This window comes from Streptomyces sp. NPDC056987 (genome assembly GCF_042673865.1).
Classification (GTDB): Bacteria; Actinomycetota; Actinomycetes; order Streptomycetales; family Streptomycetaceae; genus Streptomyces.
Genome location: NZ_JBHURV010000048.1, coordinates 25,344 through 48,756 on the forward strand (window position 1 = coordinate 25,344; position 23,413 = coordinate 48,756).

Genomic DNA, 23,413 nt, shown 5'->3' on the forward strand with positions numbered 1-23,413 from the left:
GTGCGCGGTAGGGGCGGCCGCAGGTGTCGCAGCTCTGGAGGGGGTGCGGGCGTGGTACGGCGGCGGCCATGGGCGTGGCCGGGAGTGGCGGCGGCAGCAGTTCGGTGAGCCGGTACGCCAGCAGTCCGGCCGGGTGGCGCAGGTACGGGGGCAGCCGCAGCGCGCGAGCGACAACGACCGGTGCTGGGCGGAGTGGTTGCCCACAACCGCGAAGCGGGCGCTATGGGATTCGTGCACCTTCATCACTCCGGATGACGATCCACGAGCCGCGCAACGGGAGCGCGCGGGCGCACTAAACTTCTCTTCAACCATGGGGAAGCGGTTACTTCCTTGTTGGTCAGGCCCTCGGCCGGGGATGCCAGTCCCGACCGGGGGCCGTCGCATGTCTGACGGGGTGTCAGGGCCGAGCCTGCCTCCCCGTACCCGCCAAAGCCAGCCACGCAGGGCGAGATCACCCTTGTGGGTGACCTGAGCCGGGCGGGGTGGGGTTTGGTTGGTTATTTCCCTGGGTTCTTTGGTCCTTTACCTCCCGCACCCCCGTCGCACGGACCACCGGAGCCAGGGTTTCCGGCCTCCGGTCACCCGGGCCACGCCGGCGCGGGATCTCGGCGTACAGCACCCCCCACCGCCAGGCCGACCAGGCTCAGCGGGACCCCCACCGCACCCCACAGGGCGCGAAAGCTCACCGCTTCCATCACCCGGCTTCCCCGGAGCCGTCGACCAGGGCGAGTTCGGCCCACACCGTCTTGCAGGGCGGCGGCCCCTGCACCACGCCCCACGCATCGGCGAGCGAGTCCACCAGAATGAGGCCACGCCCCGACTCGTCCTCGGCGTCCGCGCCCCGCACGGCGGCGGGTAACTCCTCGCCCCGCGCATCGGTCACCTCGATACGGAGCGTGCCGGCCGCCCGCAGGATCAGCGCGACCCGGAAGTCCCGCCCGGCGACCCGCCCGTGCAACGCGGCGTTCGAAGCCAGCTCGGCGACGATCTGCGCCGCGCGCTCGAAGGGCACGTCCCACATGCGGAGCTGCTCGACGGCGAGCAACCGAGCGAGCCGCGCGCCCCTACGGGTGGAGGAGAACAGGACCCGGAACTCACGAGCGGGGAGGTCGGGTTGCGGCGCGGGTGGCGACGTGGCGTTTTTGAGGTTCACGTCACACAGCGTGGCCGGATGCGCTTACGCTGACCAGTGACAGCGTACTTACGGACGGTGACTGTCCCTTGTGTGGTCCGGCCCTGTCCGGGCCTGTCCCTGGTGTCCTTCAGTGCGCTGACGCCGATGTTGTGGCCGACAGACAATCTCGGAGGTGCGCGGTGAGCGTGGACATGGGCGGTACGGACCCTGCGGCGGACGGAGCGGACGAGCCCGACTGGGAGCCCGGACTTGAGGACGACGACTCGGGGTCGGTGATCGCGGCCGTGGGCCGGCAGATCAAGCTCTGGCGGACGGGCGCGGGGCTGAGCCAGGCCGAGTTCGGCGAAGCGATCGGCTATGGCGAGAACCAGGTGTACAAGGTGGAGGCCGGAAAACGCATCCCCAGGCCGGAGTTCCTGGACCGGGCGGACGAGGTCCTGGGAGCCGGGGGCAAGATCGCCGCGATGAAAGAGGACGTGAAAGAGGCTCGATCCCCGAAGAAGATCCGGGACTTGGCCAACTTGGAAAGGCGGTCCGTCGAACTGGGGGCCTACGGCAACCACAACCTGCACGGCCTGTTGCAGACGAAGGAGTACGCACGGGCGCTGTACGACGTCCGGCGACCTACCCTCTCTCCCCGCGACCTCGAACGGTACGTGGCGGCCCGCATCGCCCGACAGGAGATCTTCGCCCGCGAACCGATCACGGCACTCTCCTTCGTCCAGGAAGAGGTGACGCTGACGCGCCCGATCGGGGGCAAAATGGTGTTGCGGCGTCAGCTCGAACATCTGCTGGAGATCGCCAGGTTGCGCCATGTCGAGATCCAGGTGATGCCGACGGACCGCGAGGACCACGCCGGTATGGGTGGCGAGCTCCAAGTGCTGAAGCTCAGGGACGGCGCGACAGTCGGATACATGTCAGGGCAGCTGACAACCCGTCTGTTCTCCGCCCCGAAAGAGGTCCAGACCCTGGAGCTGCGATATGGGATCATCCGATCTCAGGCTCTCAGCCCACGGGAGTCACTGGCCTTCATCGAGAAAGTGCTGGGGGAGACATGACCCGCGAGCCGTCGACCGGGAACGCGTCCGAGCCGCAGTGGTTCAAGAGCAGCTACAGCGGCAGCAACGACAACGACTGCGTCGAGGTCGCCTCAATGCCCGCCGCCGTCCTCGTCCGGGACTCCAAGGACACCGACCGCGCCCACCTCGGCTTCACCCCCGAGGCGTGGGCCGCCTTCGTGACAGTGCAAGTCAGTACCAAGGGGTAACAGGGGCGGGCCGGTGGCGTGTTGTTCACCGTGGCCCGCCCGGCCCGAAACCCGCGCTCCGCCAATCCGCCCTGTGCGCAGTGAGCACTCCTACGGCGCCGCTTGGTCGAATTCCTCCTGGCTGAGGGCGCGGTGCGGTAGCGGGGTGGGGGCCTCCCGGCTGGTGCGGAGGCTGTCGAGGATCAGGGTGAGGTAGCGCTGCCAGAGGTCGGGCGAGACGGCTTGGGTGAGCTGTGTCGCGGCTCCGAGCATGATCTGGATGAGCGGGAAGTCGGTCACCTCGATGTCGTCCCGCAGTGAGCCGTCCCGCTGGGCGCGCTCCATGACGGCGCTGATCGCGGGAGAGAGCCGTTCGCGGGCCGCGGCGACCCGGTCCTTGCCGTGCGTGCCGACCATGAGGACTTCCCTCAGCCCACGGTCGTCGGCGAAGTCCTGGCTGGACAGGGTGAAGAAGTGGACGAGCCCGTCCCAGGGGTCCTCGTGGGTGAGGGCCTCTTCGGCGATGCCGATGATGCGCTGGATCTCCGTGTCGAAGATCGCCTCGATCAGCTCCTCGCGGTTGGCGAAGCGCCGGTAGATCGTGCCGACGCCGACGCCCGCGTGGTGGGCGATGTCGTCGAGGGTGACGTCGAGTCCTCGCCGCGCGAACACCTGCTGAGCGGCGGCGATGATGCGCCGGCGGTTGCGCTCGGCATCGGCGCGGAGGGGGCGGGGCGGGGTGTCGCCGGGGGACGGGACGGGGACGGTTCTGCGACTCATGGGACTCCACTATAAGCAGCCATCCGGAGATATCATCTCCACTTACATGTTACGGTGGACGGAGTAAATGGAGATACGTTCTCCGCTTCCCCCTCGCCGTGCGTGGAGATCGCTGTGACTGCCGTCATGAACGAAGCCGACCCACCGCAGACCGTGCAGGCCGACCAGGCACCGGGCCGGCGGCACGGCCGGCGCTGGCTGATCCTCGCGGTCATCGCGACAGCCCAGCTGATGGTGGTCGTCGTCGGCCTCGCCGGATTCGCCGCGGCCTCCGCCCTGGCCGACAGCCCACCCCCCACCTGATCGCCCGGTCCGCGCTGGAGAGCTGCTCCACCGCCTACTGGTGGTCCGCCGGCTTCTTCGCCGCCGGAATGGTCCTCTGCGGAGTGCTCTTCCGCCGTGGAGCCCCCGTCGACAATTCCGACGCCGCCCCCGTCGTCCACATGTGACCGGCCACCGCCCACTCAGAGAACCGCTACCCCCCCCACGAGGAGTGATCGTCATGACCAAGCCCCGCGCCCTGATCGTCGGCATGGGCATCGGTGGACTGGCCACCGCCATGCGCCTGCACGAGGTCGGCTGGGAGCCTGTGCTGGTCGAACGTGCCGCCGGCCGCCGTGCCGCCGGCTACTTCATCGGCCTGTTCGAGACCGGCCGGGCCACCGCGCAGCGCATGGGCGTGCTGGACGCCATCGGCGACCGGAGCGACCTCACCAGCGTGACCTACGACATCGACCGCACCGGCCGCCGCCGGCCCGGCATGGGGTACGGCGATCTGCCCGGAGGCCCGCGCCTCATGCTCCGCGGGGACATCGAGGCCGCCCTGTACGACGAGGTCTCACCCCGGACCGAGATCCGCTACGGCACCACTCCCGTCGCCGTCGACGAGCACCCCGACGGCGTGGACGTCGCCCTGCGTACCACCACCGGCGCGGACACGGCCGAGAGCACGGAACGCTTCGACCTCGTGGTCGGGGCCGACGGCCTGCGCTCCACCGTGCGCCGCCTGGTCTTCGGCCCGGACGCGCGGTACCTGCGGCCCTTCCACCACATCATCGGCGCCGCGATCCTCAAGGAGGCCGTACCCGGATTCCGGCCCAACGACGGCGTGATCCTGGCGGAGCCGGGCCGCTCCGTGTGGGTCTTCCCCTTCGCCGACCACCAGCCCGGGGTGCTCTTCAGCTACCGCACCGACGACGAGGACGCCCAGTTCCGCCGCCCGCCGGTCGATTCCCTGCGCCGTGCCTTCGGCCCCGAACCCACCGGCGCCGTACTGGAGAACCTCCTGACGCAGTTCGAGCAGGCCGACGACTCCCTCTTCGACTCCACCCACCAGGTGGTGATGCCCACCTGGCACACCGACCGCGTCGTCCTCCTCGGCGACGCCGCCTGGTGCCTCACCCTGTACTCGGGCATGGGCGCCTCCACCGGCATGGCCGGCGCCGACCTGCTCGGCACCAGCCTGCGGCGCAACCCCGGCAACCCGGGCCGGGCCCTGCGCGAATGGGAGCAGCGGCTGCGGCCCTTCATCACCACCCAGCAGGAACTCGGCCGCACCGAGGGCCTGCCGATGTTCGTCCCGCAGTCCCGCCGGGACGTGCTCGCGCGCGGCCTCATCCAGAAACTGACCAGCAACGCGGTCGGCAAGCGGGTCATGCTCTCGCTGGTCGCCGGCAAGTTCGCGAGCAAGTCCCAGGACATCGCCGCACCCTGAGCAACCCTCACATTGCTGCCCAGAACCTCACATGAAACACATCTCCACATTTTTTTGTACGCAGACGCGGAGCACGACTACGAGATCGCGCAGCTCTCTGATCTGGTTCTGGTTCTGGTTCTGGTTCTCACCGATCTCGCGGGGCTCGGAGTTCGAATCCGCAGCCCGCACCCAGTCCGACAGCACGTCTTCGAGGCGCGGCAGGATGAGCCTGCACTCCTGGGACGAAAAATTCCTCCCGTGATCGTCCGGGTGGTTGAGGAGCGGTTCAAGAACCGTAGTGACCTCACTCCACGACGCGTCGCCACCAAACCCCTGCATGCCGTCCAGGGAAAACCCTTCCCCCGAAGCAAGCCGTCTGCGGAACGAGGCGAACTCCCGGTACGAAAAGCATGCGTCCGGCCCATCGGTTTCCCCATCGCCGGGAAACAGGCACAAGCCCATCGGGATCCCTTCCAGTAACATCTTCCGGCGAGCGAGGCGGTCCGAGGCGGTCTCACGTGAGCATCATGATCGTGGGACCACCTCCCACGGAATTCCCTTCTTGGTGAACCAGGACGTAAATTCCGCCGGGATCGGATTCTCGGAAATTATCTGGTAGTCAATCCCCTTGGCCTGCGCTATCGCAAGCTTCTCCCCCTCCACGCCCTTGAACTTCGCCAGGCGCTTGGGGTCGGCCAGCGTGTCTTCCCAGAACCTTCCGGACTTCGCCTCGTACCACGTTCCACGCCCTGTGGCACCGTGAATGAACGCGCCGTCATACTGGCGGGTGTTTCCGCCGGAGGCCTTTCTCTCGAAGAACCCGCCTCCCCCACCGAGGCGGTCCACGAGGAAGTCCTCGTAGGAGTCACCGGATTGCTGAGCCAGCCGGCCTCCGCTGGGGCGGCCGCCCGCGGCACAGTTGTGGACGAGGACCGGCGTGGCCCCGGCCGCCACATAGTACGTATGCGCCGAGTCGACCGTCAGGTTGTAGACCCCGGCCTGCTGCGTCCATCCCTGGACCGCGTCGACCTGGACCCAGCTGCCGGCGCCGGTGCTGAGCCACTGGCCCGGTTTCAGTTCGCCGGCCTTCTGCCACTTCTTCAGGTCGGGCACCCAGAAGGAGTGGCCCTCCGTGGCCGTGATCGTGTCGGTGGCGTCGCCCTGGGCGCCGTCCGTGTCGACCGTGATCTCGACCAGCTTCTTCAGGCCCTTGCCCTCGATCGTCGCGGTGACCTTCTGCGGAGACGTCCGGCCCGTCGTCGGGTCGGTGGCTCTGACCTCGTCGCCGACGTCGACCTGCTCGATCGGTTTCCTGGTCCCGTCGGCCATCACCACGTCCGTGCCCGGCAGGAAGCTGTTGCCGGCCAGGGCCGCTGCCGTCGTCGCGCAGGAGACGGCCGTCTCGGCCTTGTCGAGGGTGTCCGAGGCCTTGTCGAGTTTCTGGCCGACCTTGGCGATGTCGTCCGCGTACTTCATCGCCTTCATGCCCATCCGGCCGGCCTTCGCCGCCCGGACGGCGCCCGCGCCCACGCCGCCCAGGGCCAGGCCGCCCACCGTGGCGACGGCCCAGGCGCAGGCCTCCATGTCGCCCTTGGTGACGCAGTTCTTGATGTCGTTGAAGCCGGTGACCTCGCCGACGACATTGCCGACCGTCTTCACGCCGTCCCAGACCGCGGGGGCGATGTCGATCGCGTAGTCGACGGCCGCCGAGACGGACTCGACGACGTTGCCGATCTGCTCGACCGCCGCGTCCCGGATCGCGTTCGTCACCTTGGCGACGTCCGCGATGACGTCACGGGTCGCCGAGACGATGATCGCCGGGAGGTTGGGATTGGCCGTGACGATCGCCGCGGCCACCGCCATCAGGGGTTTCGCCGCCGCGACGATGTCCGGGATCGGGTTGTGCCGGGCCACGTACGCCGCCGCCGACTTGGCCTTGCGGGTGATCGCCGCGCGGGCCGCGCGATACTGGCGCTGGGCCTCGGCGGCTTTCTCCCTGAGCCATTCGCCGCTGCTCTTCGCCGCCGCGCTGATCTTGTTGCCGACCCATCGGGTCGCGCTCGCCACCGCGTTGACGACCGTCTTGAGCCCGGACTTCTGGTAGACCCAGCTCGCGGCGCGGCCCAGCGCCTTCGTGGCGATCTTCAGCGCGGAGAGCGGATGGCGCACGGTGTACACCGCAGCCTTCCACACCGTCTTGGCCGCCTTGGTCACCGTACGGACGACCTTGCTGTTCTTGACCTTGTTGTAGGCCTTCTTGCACCAGCCGCAGCTCGGCCAGTTGCCGTCCGGGTCCGTGAAGTCCAGCGGCGCGCCCGCCCCGTACCCGTACCGGTTGGCGAGGATCGACGCGCCCGCCGCGTACGTGTAGGCGTCCCGCGAGTCGAAGGTGCCCGTACCCGGGTCGTACCAGCGCGCGCCCATGTTGACCTGGTCGGTCTCCGGGTCGGTCCAGTCGCCCTGGAAGCCCGCGCTGCCCGGCGGTTCCGCCGCCGAGGTGGCGAGGGTCCGCCCGAACGGGTCGTACGCCGTCGAGGAGGCCAGGGAGCCCGACGCGCCGTTCGTCGGGGACATGCCGCCGACCACGTCGCCGTGCTGGTCGGTGACGGAGAGCTGCGCCGGGCCGCCCTCGGCGACCGAGAGCAGTTCGTCCGCCGCGCCCCGGCCGTAGGTCGCCGAGTTGTCCTTCACCGGGTCGGGGGCGAAGCCCGCGTAGGTGAAGTCGGTGCCGTCGCGGGCGGACACCCGGTCGAGCGCGTCGTAGGTGTACGCCGTCCCGGACTCGCCGCCCTTGGTCATGCGGTCGAAGGCGTCGAAGGTGAATTCTTCCGTCAGGCCGGAGCTGGTGCGGGAGGCGAGAGTGCCGCGCGCCGTGTAGTCGTAGGTGTAGTCGCCGTCGGTCTGGAGGCGGTTGCGTTCGTCGAACGTGGCGCTCTTGGTGCCGTTCTTGACTCGGTTGCCGCTGTCGTCCCAGCCGTACTCGGTCGTCGTGCCGTCCGCCGTCCAGGATGTGAGGCGGCCCGCCTGGTCGTAGCCGTAGGTGTTCTTTCCCGCGTCGGCCGTGCCGGTGGTGGTCTTGCCGGTGAGGCGGTCGTCGTTGTCGTAGTCGTAGTCGGCGGACGCGACGGTCGCGCCGCCGCTGCTCTTCACCGTGTCGGTGTCGAGCCGGCCCAGATCGTCGTAGGTGTACGCGCGTGACTGGCCCGCGCCGTAGTCGACGCGGTCCACCGCGCCCGAGCCGTCGTAGCCGTAGCTCTGCTCCACCCCGGTCAGCGGGTCCTTGGCCGAGGCCAGTTGCTGGCGCGCGTAGGTGAAGGACGCGGTTCCCGCCGCGTCGGTGCGGGCGGTCAGCAGGCCGTCGCTGTTGTACGTGTACGAGGCGTCGCCCGAGGGGCCCTCAGCCTTCAGCAGGAGGCCCCGGTCGTTGTACGCGTACGTGTTGTCGCCCTTCGGGGACGACGCCGTGGTGAGCCGGCCCGCCGGGTCGTAGCCGTAGCGCTTCTCCGCCGTGGCCGCCTCCGCGCCCGCGCCGCTCTCGCGGAGCAGGTTCCCCGCCTTGTCGTACTCCCGCTCGCGGGTGACGCCGCCGGGCGCGGTGACCCGTACGGCCTGGCCGGTCGCGTCGTACGCCGTCGTCCAGGTGCGGTCGGCGGGCGACGGGTCGCGGGCGGTCGACGGCTCGACGACGGATTCGGGCAGCCCGAGCGTGTTCACCGTGTACACGGTGCTGTTGCCGCGCCCGTCGGTGTAGCGGGTGCGGTTGCCCAGCGCGTCGTAGCCGAAGGACGTGGTGATCGATTTGGTGTCCGAGACCGGCTCGGTCTGGCTGGTCAGCCGGTCCAGCGCGTCATAGGCGTACGTCGTGCTCCGGCCCTGCGCGTCGGTCGCGCTGATCAGGTTGCCCGCCTGGTCGTAGCCGTAACCGACCTTGCGCAGCTCGCTGTGGGACGCGTTCAGGTCGGCGTCCCTGACCAGTTGGCCGAGCCCGTCGTACAGCTTCGAGGAGGTCCGGCCCTCGCCGTCGCTGCGGCGCACCTCGCGCCCGGCGATGTCGTACCCGAACTGGGTGACCACCCCCGCCGGGTCCGTGATCCGGGTGAGCTGGCCGATCCCGTCGTAGCCGAACTGGCTGACGCCGCCGCCCGGCGCGGTCTGCCGCACCACGTTGCCCGCGTCGTCGTACTCGTTGCGGGTGGTGAAGGAGCCGGGCTCCGGGGCGCGTTCGAGCTGGGTCGTGGTGACCGGCCGGTCCATGTCGTCGTACGTCGTCTCGGCGCGCGCCCCGTTCGGGTCGGTGACCGAGAGGACCTCGCCGGTGCGGGTGTACGTGTACGACCAGCGGGCCCGGTCGTCGCCTGGGCCGGAGCCGGTCGGCTCGTCCCTGGTCATGAGCCGGTTCTGCCGGTCGTAGGTGTAGCGGGTGATCCGGCCGAGCGGGTCGGTCGACTCGGTCACATTGCCGAGCGCGTCATAGGTGTTGGTGACGGTCGGGGTGACCGGCGTGCTGCTGCCCGGCGCCGTGTAGGCGGGCGCGGTGGTGGTGAGCAGCCGGCCGAGCCGGTCGTACGTGGAGCGGTTGGTGTTGCCGAGCGCGTCCACGGACTCGGTCGCCGCGCCGAAGGTGTCGTACCCGGTCCAGCTCGTGGGCCGGGTCTTGGCCGGGGCCGAGCCGTTGGACTCCGTGGTGACCTCGGGCGCCTTGGTGGCGAGCGGACGGCCCAGCTCGTCGTAGAGGAACTCCGTCGTGCGGCCGCCCGGGTCGGTCTGTGAGGTGGTCAGCCCGCGCTGGTCGTAGCTGTACTTCGTGGTGCGCGAGGCGGCGCCGTTCTCGACGGTCTCCTGGACGGCGTTGCCCGCGTCGTCGTACAGATAGCTGACGGTCTCCGGGTTGACGCTCACCGGCCACGGCACGTTGGACCCGAGCCCCGAGGAGGCGGAGGTCTTCACGTTGCCCGCGAGGTCGTAGGTGAGGGTGGTGCGGCGGCCCACCCCGCTCGGGTCGGTGACCGTGGACTTCGTCCGGCCGACCGCGTCGTAGGTGTACTGCGTGACGAGCTTGCCGTTGCCCGCCGTCTCGGTGAGGACGTTGCCCGCGCCGTCGTAGGTGTTGGCCTCGACGACGACATCGCGCTTGGTGCCGTCGGGGTTGTGGAAGTCCTTGAGGGTGACGGACTTGATCAGGTCGTCGCCGTAGTAGTCGTAGGCGACGGTGCGGCCCATCGAGTCGGTGTTCCTGGCGACGCGTCCGGCCATGTCGTACGCGAACGACTCCAGGACGGTGGCGTCGTCGTCCCCGCCGTCGTCCTCCCAGTCGCGCAGCCGGGTCTCCGCCGCCATGTTGCGCGCGGTGAACAGGTAGTCGAAGTGGTTGCCGTTGGCGTCGACCATGGAGGTCCGGTTGCCGAGGACGTCGTAGGTGTACGAGGTCTCGCTGCCCTCGGCGTCGGTGACCGTCTCGGGCCTGCCCCGGTCGTCGAGGGCGAAGGTCATCACGCGGGTGGTGTCGCCGCCGAGCAGGTCGCCGACCTCGGTGCGCACCACGTTGCCGTCGGCGTCGTAGGCGGAGGTGGTCCGCTGCTGGTGCCTCCCGAGGGTGACGGCGTTGGTCGCGGCGGGGTCGGTGACGGTGGTGACCCGGGAGAGCTTGTCGTAGGTGAAGACCGTGGTGACCCCGGCCGGCTGGGCGTCCGAGACGGTCGTCTCGGTGAGCTTGCGGCCCAGCGTGTCGTACGTGTACTTGGTGATCTGGCCGGAGGGCTCGGTCAGTTGGGCCAGGTCGCCGCTCTTGAAGTAGCGGTAGCGGGTGATCTTGCCGAGCGGGTCGGTGGTGGTCAGCGGCAGCCCGGTCGCCGTGTTGCCGCCGTCGACGGCCGGTTCGGCGCCGGTGGTGTACGTGTGGCGGACGGAGCCGCCGTCGGGCGCGGTCTGGCTGAGCAGCGCGCCCTTGTCGTTGTACTGGTACTGGGTGCGGTACGTGTTGTCCGTCGGGCCGCTGGAGCGGCCGTCGCGGGTCTCGGACGGCTGGTCGGCCCGCAGGTCGAAGTCGCCGGACGCCACCGGGTAGGTGGTGTAGGACGTCTGGCAGTCGTCCTTGGCCCGGCAGGTCTTACGGCTGACCACGTTGCCGCGGTCGTCGTAGCCCAGGGCGACGCTGTCACCGTTCTCGTTGGTGATCCGGGTCTGGAAGCCCTTGTCGTCGTAGCCGAAGGTCCGGATGGCCACACCGTCGGCGGGGTGCCGGATGAAGTCGGGTTCGCTGCCGCCGTCACCGGGCGGGTTGGTGCAGAACGCCGGGTCGCCCGGGTCGGGCTCGGTGCAGATCTGCCCCGGCGGCTCCGGCGGATCGGACCCGGACGGTGTGCCGGACTCGCGGACGCCGAGGGCCATCGGCTCGCCGTAGCGCAGCATCCGCGAGGTCAGGCCGTCGTACTCGTAGAAGTACGGGGCGTCCAGCGGGTCGTGGACCTCGACGGTGCGCCGCAGCTCCCGGTCGTTGCCGAAGACGGCGGGGGTGCCGATCTTCCAGGTGCCGCCGTTGCGGTCGGTGTACTCCTCGACCCGGTCGCGGGAGGCGTCGTACTGGATCTCGGCGGCGGTCCGGCCGGACGGCAGGGTCGTCGAGGTCAGCGGTTCCGCCGCCCGTCCGCCCTCGCGGTAGTGGCCGGAGACGGCCGCCGCGCCCAGCGGGTGGTGGTAGACGGCGACCTCGTCGATGCTCCCGGCGAAGGACTTGGCGGCGGTGGCGCCCCAGCCCGGCCAGGAGGCCGGGGAGGCGGGGCGGGCCGCGCCGATCTGGTTGTACGTCAGGTCGTTCTGGCTCAGCTGTCCGGTGAGGGTGCCGGAGAGCTTGCCGTCCAGGTAGAGGCTCTGGGTGGAGCCGGAGACGGAGAGCACCGCGTGGTGCCAGTTCCCGTCGTTGACGTTCTTGGTGATGTCGGTGATGGGCGCGGCGGTGCCGGTCCAGAACTGGCCGCGCAGCTTGCCGTCCGTACCGACGTAGAGCAGGGGCGCGCCGCTGGTCGGCGCGGTGCCCCACGCCTTGTTCTGGTAGCCGACGAGGGGCCCGCCGACACCCGACGCGATGGTCTTGAACCAGACCTCGACCGCCGCGTCCCGGCTCTTCTTGAGGGTGCCCGAGGGCAGGTCGACGCGGGAGGTGGTGCCGTTGAAGCCCGCGGCCGTGCCCGGGTCGCCGGCGATGCCGCCCGCCGCGCCGGGCGTGACATCGGTGTAGGTGCCGCGGTCCTTGCCGAGGTTGACCTCGACGGCGCTGTTCGCGGCGGTGCCCTCCGCCTCGCCGAGCCGCCAGTACGACTCGGGGCGGGCGTCGAGGACGGTGGTGCGGTAGTGGCTGCCGGTGCCGTAGCCGTACCGGGTGCAGCCGCCCGCCGGGTCGCAGGCGGTGTCCAGCCGGTCCCCGGTGTAGGTGTACGTCCAACTCAGGGCCGCTCCGTCGACGGCGTTGGTGGCGACCTTGGTGACGTGGGCGCCGGTCCAGGTGAAGGTGAGGGAGCGGCCGGTGCGGGCGTTGACGGCCGTCGACAGCTTCCCGCCCGAGTAGGTGTAGGTGACGGCGGTGGAGAACGGGTCGGTGATCTTGACCAGGAGCCCGGCGGAGCTGAAGTCGTACACCGTGCCGGACTTGTCCTGGAGCCGGAACGTTCCGGCGGTGGCGTCCGTGGTCAGCTTGGCGAACCGGCCGGGCGGCGGCGCGAACGTACCGTCGGCGTTCCTGCCGAAGCGGACGTCCTGGCCGTCCGGGTAGCGGATGACGACGTTGCCCGTGCCGTCGCCGTCGGGGGTGAGCCGCATGTCGTACCGCGTCGACCAGCCCGCGCCGAAGGCGGCGTCGCGCCGCGGGTCCAGGCTGTTGTACGTCCGTACGAGCGTCAGGTCCGGGCCCGTCCCGGCGACGGAGGCGTCGACGGCGGCGGTGGTGAAGTTGCCCGCGTTCGGGTCGAACTCCTTGCCCTGCGCCTCGGCGAGCCGCGAGGTGATCTCGGGCTGCGGCACGGCGGCGACCAGCGCGACCTGCGCGGTGGGCACCTCGTTCGACGCGTCCTTGACGAAGCCGCGCCACAGGTAGGTGGTGCCCCAGGTCAGCCGCCCGGCGGGCACGGTGTAGGCGGAGCCCGTCTGGTACGCGGAGGTGGTGCAGGCGGTCGGCTTGCCGTCCTTGTCGGCGGTGCAGATCTCGAACTTGTACTGGAGCGAGGAGCCGGGCGGCGCGTCCACGTCGACCCCGCTCGCCCAGAGCTGCGGGGTGAGGGTCTGTGCCTGGTAGCCGTTGGGCGGGAACTGCTCCTTCACCACGGGCGCGATGTCGAAGACCTGGAGGACGAGACGGCCGGGCGCCACCTGCTCGTCGGTGAAGACCTTGCCGCCGGTGCGGACCATCGTGAAGTCGAGCATGTAGGTGCCGGGCGGCAGCGCCTTGATCGTCGCGTCGAAGGTGATCCGGCCGCCGTTGGCGACCTGGCCGGTGACGTTGGCGGCGCGCTGCTGGGTGACGAGCTTGCCCTTGGAGTCGAAGGCCCGGTAGGCGAGGTAGTAGCCGCTCGCGGTCCAGGTCTCGGCGCCCTTGTTGGTGACGGTGACCTTGACCTTGCCCGCCTGGTTCTGGAGCACCGGCGGGTCGGGCACCGGCTTGGGGAAGGTGTAGGTCGCGTTGTACGGGGAGTGCGTGACGAACAGCTTCGGCGGGTTGGCGGTGGCGTGCCCGGTGAACTTCTTGAAGCCGAGCTCGTCGGTGGCCGAGGCGCGCAGGGAAAGACCGTGGTTGGGCCGGCTGCCGTCCGCCCACCCCTGCACCAGGTCCCGGCCGCCCTTGCCGAGGTCGAACAGCTCACCGGCGGCGGGGCAGGCCGAGGACGACGAGCCGACCGGGATGTACCCGTACGCGAAGGACTTCGACGCCAGGGAGGCGCCCACCGAGGGGCCGGGGTAGGCGGTGCCGGTGCCGGTGCTCGCCGTCCACGCCTGGGTGACGGGGTGGACGGTGACGGGGCGCGCCTTGCAGGAGGCCGCGTCGTAGTTCACGACCTGGAGCTGGGCGCCGAAGATCTTGTGGTTCTTCAGGCCGGTGGTGATTCCGGGGAAGCCGAGGTAGGAGGCGGTGGCGCCATCCCGGCCCTTGCCGACGCGCAGTTCGTTCGAGCCGACGACGGAGCCGCCGGGCGTGACGTACATGGAGGTGGTGGCGGTGTTCGTCTCGACGGACGGGTCGACCAGGACGGGGAAGACGCGCGCCGGGTCGGCCAGCCACGCCCGGTCGACGGAGACGCGCAGCGCGGTGGCGCCGCCGGCCCGCTCGACGAGTTCGTAGCGGACGGCGTGCGAGACGACCCCGGCTCCGTCCTCCATGTATCCGGCGGGGATGACCGCCTTCGTACGTCCGTGCGGGTCGGCGAGGACGACGGAGCCGTCGTCGCCGGTGCGCGCGGTGAGGCCGGTCAGCTCCAGGGGGAAGACGAAGTCGGCGGGCGCGTCCGGGGAGCGCAGGACGAGGGTCTCCTTGACGCCGCCCGCCTGGGAGTCCAGCCAGAGGTCGGTGTCCGGGAGGACGTCGTCGTAGCCGACGCGGCCGTCGGCGGTACCGGAGGCGGCGGGGCGGGCGCTGCCCTCGGCCGGGGCCGCGCCCTCCAGGCCGTACGCGAAGGACTCGCCGGAGGGGAGGGTGAGGGCCGCGAGGCGCCGGGCGTCGGCCCGGTCGGCGAGGCCTACCCGTACGGAGTCCGCGGTGTTGGTCCAGCCGCCGGCCGCCTCGGTCAGCGTCGCGTCGATGGGCCGCCAGTCACCGCGGGTGTCCTGGTAGTTGACGGGGCTCGTGGAGAGTTCGGTGGTCTCGGTGCCGTCCGCGTTGGCGTACGTACGGGTGCGGGCGTCGCGCCCGGAGACGATCTCCTCGCTGGTCCGCCGGTCGAACCCGGTGACCTCGGGCGCGGGCGCCTTCGCGACGGAGGCGGTGTTGCGCCCCGGGGCGGGCCGGCTCATGGGCCGGGAGTCCAGGGGGTACTTGGCGCGCAGCGACTGCCCGGTGGTGCGGTTGGCGCCGTCCACGACGAGGTGGTCCCGGCCCTCGGCGCTGCCCCAGCGCTGCCCCGGCCCCTTCGCGGCGGGCAGCGGCTCGGGGAGGAGCGGAAAGCCCACGCCGGCCACGGTCAGCGTACCGACGGCGACGAAGCAGATCGCGGACAGCGCGATCAGCTTGGCCCAGCCGCCGCGGAGCAGCCTGGCCATCAAGAATTTCCGCACGTGTCTTCGGTACGCCGGCACGGGCCCCCCACTGAGCCGAGACGAAAAGAGCAACCTGAGCAACCAGAGCAACCTGAGCAAAAGATCAACCAGAGCATGAGGAACCTGTGATGGACATGTCGAGAGCGGCACGAAGGGTTCATCAACTGGCCTTTTACGAGGGGCTGTTGTTCACGTGGGCGCTACCGCACCGTTCACCCGGTGACGCTTAGCGTCCAGCACATGACTCTCAATTCGCCCCGAAGATCCGGGCGTTGGACGACCCTCGCCCTGGCCGCCGTCACCGCGTTCCCCCTGCTGGGGGCCTTTCCCGGCACCGCTCAAGCGGCCGTGGCGTTCAGCTGCAACACCAGCGGACCGACCTACGCGGTCGACACGGCCGGCAAACTGCTCCGCCAGGACATGCCGTCACCGGGCGTCGGCAACGCCCTGCCGACGGCCACCACCATCGACACCGGATGGTCCGGCTACGGCAGGATGCTGGCCGGTCCCGCGGGCGCGTTCTACGGGATCAAGGCGGACGGCATCTACTACAGCCACCGCATCAGCGCGACGGCCACCTGGGACGTGCACCACAAGAAGATCAGCACCGGTTTCAGCGAGTTCCGTTCCGGGACCAGGACCGACGACATCACCATGGACCGCGGCGGGAACCTCTGGACGTTCTCCCCCGACAGCGGCGGGCTGCGCTGGTGGCGCTACGACGCCGCCGCCGACGACTTCGTGGCCGAGGGCGGCAAGATCGTCGACATGGGCTGGGACCGTTACGACGCGATCTACGCCGGTGACCGGGGTGTGGTGTTCGGCCGCGCCGCCGCCGACGGCAAGCTCTACCGGTCCCGCTACGACTACACCAGCCAGCGCTGGCTGGAGCGCCATGTCCTGGTGTCCGCCGCCAACTGGAGCGACACCAAGTTCATGAGCTCGTACGGCGGGGACACGCTGTTCCGGGTCAAGGGCAACGGCGAGGTCCGCTACTACCGCTACGACGAGACGACGAAGGACTTCCCCGTCTACAACAAGCTGGTGGAGAGCAGCGGCTGGGCGGCGTACACCTCGGTGTCCACGACCCCCGACTCCTGCCGGCTCGACTCCAACCACACGCCGCCGTCGCCGGCCCAGGCTCTGGAGCCCTACAGCCGCGGCTCCGCGATGCGCTCCTCCTCGGGCGCGCTGGAGTACGCGTACACCGACAACATCGGCCGGCTGGTGCACGGCAGGCAGTCCGACCCGTCCGACTTCAACAGCGTCAAGTGGTCGACGGTCTCCGGCAACGAGGCCTTCACCGGGCAGCCGTCCCTCGCCTCGCACGCCGACGGGCGCGTCGTGCTGAGCGCGCACAACACCTCGGGCAGCGTCTGGCAGCTCAACCAGACGTCCGCGTCGTCCGCGGACTGGGGCAACTGGATCAACCTCGGCGGGGCGATGGCCCAGCACGCCGTCACCGGGACGACCCCGTCCGGGCTGCTCGTCCAGTTCGCTGCGGACGCGGACGGCAAGCCCTGGTACCGGATCCAGCAGCGCGCCAATGTCGACTTCATGGGGTGGATGCCGCTGGCCGGCTCGGACTTCACCGGCCCGTTCACGGCGGTCACCGTACGGGACGGGATCCAGCTCTTCGGACGGAACGCGTCCGGCGTGCTGAGCACCGCGCTGTTCAAGGAGGCGGGCACGCTCTCCGCGTGGAGCGCGCTCGGCGCGCAGGGCGTCACCGGCACCCCGGCGGTCGTCGTCTACCCCGGCTACCGGCTGCGGGTCTTCGCCACCGACGGCAACGGTACGGTCGTCACGGCCGAGCAGTCCGCCGAGGGCGGCGCGTACGGGGCGTGGTCCCCGATCGACGGGGTCACCGCGCAGGGCTCGCCCACCGCGGTGATCAGCCCGACCAGCGGGGTGACCGAGGTCCTGGTGCTCGGTACGGACGGCACCATCCACGAGACCGGCGAGACCACGCAGGGCACGGGCGTCTGGCGGCCCTGGCAGCAGCCGAGCACCGAACAGGCGGCCACCGAACCGACCGCGTTCGCGTACACCGACGCGTCGGGGCCGACCTGGGCCTACCTGTTCCGTAACGCGGACAACCAGACCCGGGTCTACTCCCTGGACCTGCGCTTCTCGCGCGGCGCGAAGGCCGCGCCGGGCGGCGCTTCGGGCGCGTCGGGCGCCGGGGCGGCGGACGGCGCTTCGGGCGCGCCCGCCTTCACCGCCCGTTCCCTGCCGGCTCCGCCGGCGCCGTAGCGGCCGCGGACCCGTGACCCGGTGACCCGGCGGGCGCCGGGTCGCGGGCCGGGTCGCGGGCCGGGTCGCGGGGAAGCATGATCGCCCGCGAGACCAGGAAGGTGATCGGGACCGCCCCGCCCGCCGCGATCAGCGGGGCGTACCGGCTGCCCAGGTGCAGTACGTCGACGAGGAGATAGACACCGGCCGTCGTGATGACGAGGTTCGCCGCGTTGGTGAGCGGGAAGAGCAGGAACTTCCGCCAGGTGGGGCGGGTCCGGTAGGTGAACCAGCTGTTGAGGAAGAACGAGCCGATCATGCTCAGCCCGGACGCGGCGAGATGCGCGGCGACATACGGCAGCCGGGTCAGCAGGAGCAGGTAGAAGGCGTAGTACGTGCCCGTGTTCGCCGCCCCCACGAGCGCGAACCGCACCAGTTGGATCCGGACCGTCATCCGCGTACGCACTCCTCACGACCGCTCGGGGCGTCACCCTCCGTACCCCCGGACAGCGCGGTGACCACCCTCAGGAGTGTGTCACAGCGGGGGTCCCCGCCCCGTGACGAACGCATCACCGACGATCCACCATGTCCGCGTTGCCTCCCCGACATCAACCCTTCACCCAGTGAGCACCGAAGTGTGGTCCGCCACATGCTGACGAGGCGTAGTTTCCGGCGCATGTCTTCTCTCCTCAGCAACCGGCTGGCGAAGCGGATCCTCCGTCCGGCCGCCACCCTCATCGACCAGCGCAACCGGCGGTCCCAGGGGCCGCTGCGTTCCGATATCGACACGCTCAAGCGTCAGATCGCGGAACTGCGCGGAGAGCAGTACGCGATCAGCCTGCTGTTCGACAAGACGGGACGCAGCGGACCCCGGTTGCCCACCCGCGGCCAGATCGACGGCCTCGTACGCCAGATCGCGCAGGTGACCGGGGAAGACGCCGGGAGCGCGCGCCGCAACGTCACGGTCGCCTTCCGTCAGCTGATCGCCCTGGAGTCGCTGGCCCTGGGCCGGCTCGCCGGATCCACGTCGAACGTGTGCGGCAAGCTCGCCACGGTGCCGCTGCTCGACCCGCCGAACGAGGACGTCCTGGAGATCGGCACGCTGTACGGCCTGTTCTCGGCCTCGCTGGTCCGGATGCTGCACCGCGCCGGCACCGAGGCCCGGCTGACCATCGTGGACCCGCTCGTGGGCAGCCAGCTCCAGCCGGGCACGAAGGAGGGCGCCGACCCGACGGGCACGCCGGTGCGGATGGACGTCGTACGCGCCAACCTCGCGCTGGGCGGCAAGCCGGGCGCCGAGGCCCGGGTGCACCAGGGCTTCTCGGGCGACCCGGAGGTCCGGGAGGCGGTCTCCGACCGCAAGTACGGCGTGATCATCGTGGACGGCGACCACTCCGCGGAGGGCGTCCTCGCCGACCTGGAGTGGGTCGAGGACATCGTGGCGCCGGGCGGGATCGTCGTCCTGGACGACTTCGGCGACGCTCGCTGGCAGGGCGTCCAGGAGGCCACGGAGAAGCACCTGGCGGGCGGCGACTCGCGGCTGGAGATGCTGGGACAGGTCTCCACGTCGGCCTTCCTGCGGGCCCGCGCCTGACCGCGGTCCCGCACCTCCGGCACCCGTCGGTCTCGGCCCATCCCCTCTCGGAGCCGGCCGCCGCGCGCGGACATCAGGCCTCGCACTGCTCCCGCATGGTGGTCTTGTCCGCCGTGGTCACCGGCAGCTCGTACTTGAGCGCGACCTGGGCGAACCGTACGGCGTAGGAGCAGCGGATCTCCTCGCTCGGCGGGAGCCAGGACTCCGGCCCCGAGTCACTCTTGGAGCCGTTGGTGGGGCCGTCCACCGGGACGAGGTTGAGCGGATCGTTGGCGAGCTGCTTCCGCTTGGCCTCGTCCCACGTGGACGCGCCCATCTGCCAGCCGTACGAGAGCGGTATCACATGGTCTATCTGGACCTTGGCCGCCGCCTCCTTGCGCCACTCGATCTCCTTGCCCGTGTACGGGTCGTTCAGGTTCATCGAGATGACGATGCAGTCGGACCCCGAGCGGTACTTGAGGTCCTTCCCGTCCCTGGCCAGCAGGTCGTTCCGGGTGTCGCAGCCGTTGCCGGCCAGCGGCACGCCGTCCGCCGTGTCCATCCAGGCGTAGCCGAACTTCTTCCGGTCGTAGCCGGAGCTGGAGCCGCGGCTCTTCGTGGTCACCTCCTCGATGACCTTCAGGCCGGCCTCCTTGTCGGCGCCGGAGGTGAGCGGTGCCAGCCCCGGCTTCGTACCGTCGTCGTTGCCCAGCGGGCTGACCCCGAACTCCCCGGCGTCGGCGCTGCCGCCGCCGCTGCCGGCCGTACCGCCCGTGCCCGATGTCGCCGACGCGGACGCGGACGCCGACGGCTTGGCGCCGGACTCGGGCTCCTCGGCGCAGCCCGCCAGTGCCAGGACGGAGAGGGCGAGGGCGCCGCCGCGGAGAACGGTTTTCGCTATGTGTTCGTCAACTCTGCTCACCCGGGAACCTTAACGTCTCCGCGCCGCCAGAACCGCTCCCCACGTGCGCATATGACGGAGCGTCAGGATATCCGGAGGGCTCCCGGGGGCTCCCCGGGGGCTACTGCGGGAGGCGCGCGGATCCGGGCACGGACCCGTAGTCGGGCAGGACCAGCGCGCTGTGGGCCGCGCGGCCCTGGCTGTCCGACGGGAGGGTGGTGCGAGTGCGCAGCGCCTCGTCGCGCGCGTCGAGGCCGGCTGGTCGAGCACGCGATCGAGACCGCCGGGATCACCCTGGACCGGCCCGCCTTCTCCGTCCTCATGTCCCTGCACCTCGCGGGCGAGCCGCTGCGGATCAGCCGGATCGCCGAGACGATGCAGATCGTCCAGCCCCATGTGACGCGGCAGGTACAGCAGTTGGAGCGCCGGGGACTGGTGCGCCGGATCGGCGACCCGAACGACCGGCGCGTCAGCCTGATCGAACCGACGGCCAAGGGCGCGGCGGCCGCGGAGGGTTACGCGCGCACCCTCCTCGGCTGGTTCACCGGAGCCGTCGCCCACTGGCCCGACCAGGACCGCAAGGACCTGGGCCGGCTGCTGTCACGCCTCGCCGACGATGTGACGGCCCATCTCTCGACCCTCGACGACGCGGCGCCGCCCGCCTGACCCGGTGTCGTCAGTCGCCCTCCTTGCCCAGGTGAAACCCCTCCAGCAGCGTCAGCTCCTCGTCCGTGAGGCGCAGCGCGCCCGCCGCCACGTTCGCCGTCAGATGGTCCGGGTTGCCGGTGCCCGGAATGGCCAGGACGTGGGAGCCGCGGGTCAGCGTCCACGCGAGGCGGATCTGCTCGATCGAGGCGTTGTGCGCCCGTGCGACGGCGAGGAGTTCGGCGCTCTCCGCCGCGCCCGTGCCCGCCTCGCGCCCCTGGCCCGCGATCGCGAAGAACGGCACGAACGCGATGCCCTGCTCACCGCAGAGGCGCAGGAGGGCGTCGCCGTCCGCCGCGCCGATGCCGTACGCGTTCTGCACGCAGACCACCGGCGCGATCGCCCGCGCCTCGGCGAGCTGCTCCGGTGTCACGTTGGAGACCCCGAGGTGGCGGATGAGCCCGGCGTCCCGCAACTCGGCCAGCGCGCCGAAGAGTTCCGCGATCGAGTGGTTGCCCCGGGTGCGCAGATTCACCACGTCGAGGTGGTCCCGGCCGAGCTGCCGTATGTTCTCCTCGACCTGGCCGCGCAGCTCTCTCGGTGTGTCGGCCCACGCCCACTCCCCCGTGTGGTCCCGGCCGGGCCCCACCTTGGTGGTGATGACCAGATCCTCCGGGTACGGCGCGAGCGCCCGGTTGATCAGCTCATTGGCCGAGCGCAGCGGCGAGAAGTAGAACGCCGCCGTGTCGATGTGGTTCACCCCCAGCTCCACCGCGCGGCGCAGCACCCCGATCGCCCGGCCGCGGTCGCTCGGGGTGGTGTCCGCCCCGAACGCCGCTCCGTGCTGCGTCAGGCGCATCGCGCCGAACCCCATCCGGTTGACGGTCAGGTCGCCGAGCTGCCAGGTGCCCGCGTCGGACGCGGTGATGTTCTCCGAAGTCGTCATGGACGGAGTCTGTCACCGGTTGCGGACGGGCCGCCGGGCCTGTGGACAAGTCCGGGACAGGCCCCCGGCAGCCTGTGGACAAGTCCCGGCGACCGGTGGCCCGGCGCAGGTGAGGGACCACGTGACGACGCAGCACAGTTGGCAAATCAGCACGCTTGTCGGCAAACGATGCCGAAGTTGCTCCGCGGGTCGTTGATGAAAGCCCTTGAAGCGCGGAATGACCGCGGCCCGGACAGAGGTCGGGGGACGCCGCCCACCCGGCCGCCCCATGCCGGGTTCTCCGGGGCGGCCGAGTGGGCATGCGGTGGGCACGCGGTGGACGGCTGGACGTCAGGACCTCACGTCCACCAGGACTTTGCCGACCGCGCGGCTCTCGACCGCTCGGTGCGCGTCGGCGGTTCGGTCGAGGGGAAAGCGGATCAGCGGCAGGCCGTGCTCCTCGCCGACCGGCAGCGCGCCGTCGCGCACCGCGGCGGCGACGTCTTGGGCGGCCGCGGCGCGTGCCTGAGGACCGGCCGTGTAGAGCACCAGGAACTGGAGGCGTGTGTTCAGCACCATGTTCTGCGGCACGTTCAGTTCGACCGGCTTACCCCCGTCGTTGGCGTAGGTCGAGATCGTGCCACGGGTTCGCAGCACGGCCAGGTCCAGTGCGAGGTTCGTGCCCAGCGCCACCTCTGTGACGATGTCGACGCCGTCGGGGGCGACATTGCGGATCTCGGAGACCGGGTCGCCCTCGCGGTAGTTGATCACGTGGTGGGCTCCAGCGGCGGTGGCCAGTTTGGCTTTCTCCGGGCCGCTGATCGTGCTGATTACGGTAGCGCCGGCCCACCGGGCGAGCTGGATCACCGCGTGCCCGACCGCTCCGGCCCCGCCCGCGGCGAGCACCACCTTCCCGTCAAGTGCCCCGGCCCGCAGCCGACTCGGCCCGTCCTCGGCGACGGTGAGCGCACGGTGCGCGGTCAATGCGGGGACTCCGAGTGCGGCGCCGACGTCAAAGCCGGCCTCGTCGGGCAGCGGCACGGCCTGGCCGGCGGGCACGACGGTGAACTCGGCGGCGGTGCCGGTGGGCCGTCCGGCGGCCGCCATGAACAGCCAGACCCGCTGACCGACCCGGCTCTGATCGACGCCCTCACCGACAGCGTCGATCGTGCCGGCGCCGTCGAGGTGCGGGGTGATCTCGGAGAAGTGTTTGGGATGGCCGACGCCGGAGCGCGCCTGCCAGTCGGTCGGGTTGACCCCGGACACGGCGACCCGGACGCGAACCTCGCCGGCGCCGGGCGCCGGCAGGTCACGGTCGACGAGCTGGAGAACGTCGGGGGCACCGTTGTCGCGGTAGATGATGGCCTTCATGATCCGTCCTTGGAGCCTGGTAGAGCGGGGTTCACCGGCGTGGCCTGGCGGTTCGTCAGGGTGTCCGGCTCGGGGTGTGGTGACGGCCCGGACCACGTTGGTTCCGATATCGGGCCAATGGGGACTTCGTGGCAGCGGGACTCGCTCGATCGCGCGACGCAGCAACGCGACGGCCTCGCCGCGGTGGTCAGGCAGACGCTTGAGCTGCGACGCGCCGTGGCCGACCCTGAGAACGGTGCGGGCGGCGAACGGGCGGTCGCGGTGGCCATGACGCTTTCTCCTCGGTCGGTGTCGGTGTTCGCAAGGCGGCGTACAGCAGTTCGGCCTGGTCGAGCGCGTGGGCCGGCGGGCAGTCGGGACAGCGCGCTCCCGGGTCTCGGCATGGTTGATGACGTCCTCGGGGTGGATCGCGGCCGTATCCGGCCCGCCGTGGACACCCGGCACGACATTCCGCTGCCCCCGCGCGAACTTGAGGTCCTTCGCCTCATCGCGGACAGCCTCTCCCCCAGCGAGATCACCGTGGCGCTCCTGATCAGCCAGGAGCCCGTCAGGACCTTTGTGTCAGTCACGCGTCCTCGCCGAACTCGCGCTCCGCGCTCGCGTCCAGGCGGTCGTCCACGCTTGCCGTCGAGGGCTGGTGACCTGAGGCGCCGCTGGTGGCAGCGTCCGT

The 23,413-nt window shown here is 70.6% G+C and carries 15 protein-coding genes and 1 pseudogene; 8 read left to right on the forward strand and 8 right to left on the reverse strand.

The genetic code is table 11. The features are described from left to right. Positions 1 to 694: 694 nt before the first annotated feature. A complete protein-coding gene (locus ACFTZC_RS36465; RefSeq protein WP_382897513.1) occupies positions 695 to 1,153 on the reverse strand; it encodes an ATP-binding protein in 459 nt (152 codons plus the stop codon). Positions 1,154 to 1,326: 173 nt separating this feature from the next. Here ACFTZC_RS36465 and ACFTZC_RS36470 point away from each other — a divergent pair, with 173 nt between their 5' ends. Next, positions 1,327 to 2,193 carry a helix-turn-helix domain-containing protein gene (locus tag ACFTZC_RS36470; RefSeq protein ID WP_382897591.1) on the forward strand — a complete coding sequence of 289 codons (867 nt, stop codon included), beginning with the start codon at positions 1,327 to 1,329 and terminating at the stop codon, positions 2,191 to 2,193. Further along, positions 2,190 to 2,402 (forward strand): DUF397 domain-containing protein, encoded by a 213-nt coding sequence (locus tag ACFTZC_RS36475; RefSeq protein ID WP_382897516.1) that lies wholly within the window; start codon positions 2,190 to 2,192, stop codon positions 2,400 to 2,402. The genes ACFTZC_RS36470 and ACFTZC_RS36475 overlap by 4 nt, the downstream gene beginning before the upstream one ends. A 90-nt stretch (positions 2,403 to 2,492) precedes the next feature. On the opposite strand, the gene ACFTZC_RS36480 is transcribed toward ACFTZC_RS36475, so the two are convergent. Further along, on the reverse strand, positions 2,493 to 3,161 hold the full coding sequence (locus tag ACFTZC_RS36480) for a TetR/AcrR family transcriptional regulator (RefSeq protein ID WP_382897519.1): 669 nt from the start codon (positions 3,159 to 3,161) through the stop codon (positions 2,493 to 2,495). 126 nt (positions 3,162 to 3,287) lie between these two features. Between ACFTZC_RS36480 and ACFTZC_RS36485 the strand changes: the two genes are divergently transcribed. Next, entirely contained in the window at positions 3,288 to 3,464 is a 177-nt protein-coding gene (locus ACFTZC_RS36485; protein ID WP_382897521.1) for a hypothetical protein, read from the forward strand. 199 nt (positions 3,465 to 3,663) lie between these two features. Further along, positions 3,664 to 4,875, forward strand: coding sequence for an FAD-dependent monooxygenase (locus ACFTZC_RS36490; protein ID WP_382897524.1), 1,212 nt, complete (start codon positions 3,664 to 3,666; stop codon positions 4,873 to 4,875). A 27-nt stretch (positions 4,876 to 4,902) separates the two neighbouring features. Here the strand turns inward: ACFTZC_RS36490 and ACFTZC_RS36495 are convergent, their stop codons facing one another. Further along, positions 4,903 to 5,319, reverse strand: a complete 417-nt coding sequence (locus ACFTZC_RS36495) for a hypothetical protein (protein ID WP_382897527.1) — start codon at positions 5,317 to 5,319, stop codon at positions 4,903 to 4,905. Positions 5,320 to 5,382: 63 nt separating this feature from the next. Next, entirely contained in the window at positions 5,383 to 15,096 is a 9,714-nt protein-coding gene (locus ACFTZC_RS36500; RefSeq protein ID WP_382897530.1) for a LamG-like jellyroll fold domain-containing protein, read from the reverse strand. Between the two features lie 237 nt (positions 15,097 to 15,333). Here ACFTZC_RS36500 and ACFTZC_RS36505 point away from each other — a divergent pair, with 237 nt between their 5' ends. Beyond that, positions 15,334 to 17,349, forward strand: a complete 2,016-nt coding sequence (locus tag ACFTZC_RS36505; RefSeq protein WP_382897533.1) for a tachylectin-related carbohydrate-binding protein — start codon at positions 15,334 to 15,336, stop codon at positions 17,347 to 17,349. Here ACFTZC_RS36505 and ACFTZC_RS36510 read toward each other — a convergent pair. Further along, positions 17,312 to 17,782 carry a GtrA family protein gene (locus tag ACFTZC_RS36510; protein WP_382897536.1) on the reverse strand — a complete coding sequence of 157 codons (471 nt, stop codon included), beginning with the start codon at positions 17,780 to 17,782 and terminating at the stop codon, positions 17,312 to 17,314. The genes ACFTZC_RS36505 and ACFTZC_RS36510 overlap by 38 nt on opposite strands. 222 nt (positions 17,783 to 18,004) lie before the next feature. On the opposite strand from ACFTZC_RS36510, the gene ACFTZC_RS36515 reads away from it, so the two are divergent. Next, positions 18,005 to 18,922: a class I SAM-dependent methyltransferase gene (locus ACFTZC_RS36515; RefSeq protein WP_382897538.1), complete on the forward strand. Its 918-nt coding sequence runs from the start codon at positions 18,005 to 18,007 to the stop codon at positions 18,920 to 18,922. A 73-nt stretch (positions 18,923 to 18,995) separates the two neighbouring features. Here the strand turns inward: ACFTZC_RS36515 and ACFTZC_RS36520 are convergent, their stop codons facing one another. Beyond that, positions 18,996 to 19,823 carry an HNH endonuclease family protein gene (locus ACFTZC_RS36520; protein WP_382897540.1) on the reverse strand — a complete coding sequence of 276 codons (828 nt, stop codon included), beginning with the start codon at positions 19,821 to 19,823 and terminating at the stop codon, positions 18,996 to 18,998. 51 nt (positions 19,824 to 19,874) lie between these two features. On the opposite strand from ACFTZC_RS36520, the gene ACFTZC_RS36525 reads away from it, so the two are divergent. After that, the gene (locus tag ACFTZC_RS36525) at positions 19,875 to 20,468 is read left to right on the forward strand and encodes a MarR family winged helix-turn-helix transcriptional regulator (RefSeq protein ID WP_382897543.1); all 594 of its coding nucleotides are present in this window, start codon (positions 19,875 to 19,877) and stop codon (positions 20,466 to 20,468) included. A gap of 10 nt (positions 20,469 to 20,478) precedes the next feature. Here ACFTZC_RS36525 and ACFTZC_RS36530 read toward each other — a convergent pair whose 3' ends face one another. After that, on the reverse strand, positions 20,479 to 21,393 hold the full coding sequence (locus tag ACFTZC_RS36530; protein WP_382897545.1) for an oxidoreductase: 915 nt from the start codon (positions 21,391 to 21,393) through the stop codon (positions 20,479 to 20,481). A 330-nt stretch (positions 21,394 to 21,723) separates the two neighbouring features. Further along, entirely contained in the window at positions 21,724 to 22,743 is a 1,020-nt protein-coding gene (locus ACFTZC_RS36535) for an NADPH:quinone reductase (RefSeq protein WP_382897548.1), read from the reverse strand. 408 nt (positions 22,744 to 23,151) lie between these two features. On the opposite strand from ACFTZC_RS36535, the pseudogene ACFTZC_RS36540 reads away from it, so the two are divergent. Continuing rightward, positions 23,152 to 23,389: pseudogene (locus tag ACFTZC_RS36540) on the forward strand (LuxR C-terminal-related transcriptional regulator); the annotation flags it as partial. Positions 23,390 to 23,413 lie beyond the last annotated feature (24 nt).

Excerpts from the sequence above, each read along its gene's own strand:
- ACFTZC_RS36470 (WP_382897591.1), top strand. The coding sequence starts at position 1,327 with ATGGGCGGTACGGACCCTGCGGCGGACGGAGCGGACGAGCCCGACTGG.
- ACFTZC_RS36475 (WP_382897516.1), top strand. The coding sequence starts at position 2,190 with ATGACCCGCGAGCCGTCGACCGGGAACGCGTCCGAGCCGCAGTGGTTC.
- ACFTZC_RS36480 (WP_382897519.1), bottom strand. The coding sequence starts at position 3,161 with ATGAGTCGCAGAACCGTCCCCGTCCCGTCCCCCGGCGACACCCCGCCC.
- ACFTZC_RS36485 (WP_382897521.1), top strand. The coding sequence starts at position 3,288 with ATGAACGAAGCCGACCCACCGCAGACCGTGCAGGCCGACCAGGCACCG.
- ACFTZC_RS36490 (WP_382897524.1), top strand. The coding sequence starts at position 3,664 with ATGACCAAGCCCCGCGCCCTGATCGTCGGCATGGGCATCGGTGGACTG.
- ACFTZC_RS36495 (WP_382897527.1), bottom strand. The coding sequence starts at position 5,319 with ATGGGCTTGTGCCTGTTTCCCGGCGATGGGGAAACCGATGGGCCGGAC.
- ACFTZC_RS36500 (WP_382897530.1), bottom strand. The coding sequence starts at position 15,096 with ATGGCCAGGCTGCTCCGCGGCGGCTGGGCCAAGCTGATCGCGCTGTCC.
- ACFTZC_RS36505 (WP_382897533.1), top strand. The coding sequence starts at position 15,334 with ATGACTCTCAATTCGCCCCGAAGATCCGGGCGTTGGACGACCCTCGCC.
- ACFTZC_RS36510 (WP_382897536.1), bottom strand. The coding sequence starts at position 17,782 with ATGACGGTCCGGATCCAACTGGTGCGGTTCGCGCTCGTGGGGGCGGCG.
- ACFTZC_RS36515 (WP_382897538.1), top strand. The coding sequence starts at position 18,005 with ATGTCTTCTCTCCTCAGCAACCGGCTGGCGAAGCGGATCCTCCGTCCG.
- ACFTZC_RS36525 (WP_382897543.1), top strand. The coding sequence starts at position 19,875 with ATGACGGAGCGTCAGGATATCCGGAGGGCTCCCGGGGGCTCCCCGGGG.
- ACFTZC_RS36530 (WP_382897545.1), bottom strand. The coding sequence starts at position 21,393 with ATGACGACTTCGGAGAACATCACCGCGTCCGACGCGGGCACCTGGCAG.
- ACFTZC_RS36535 (WP_382897548.1), bottom strand. The coding sequence starts at position 22,743 with ATGAAGGCCATCATCTACCGCGACAACGGTGCCCCCGACGTTCTCCAG.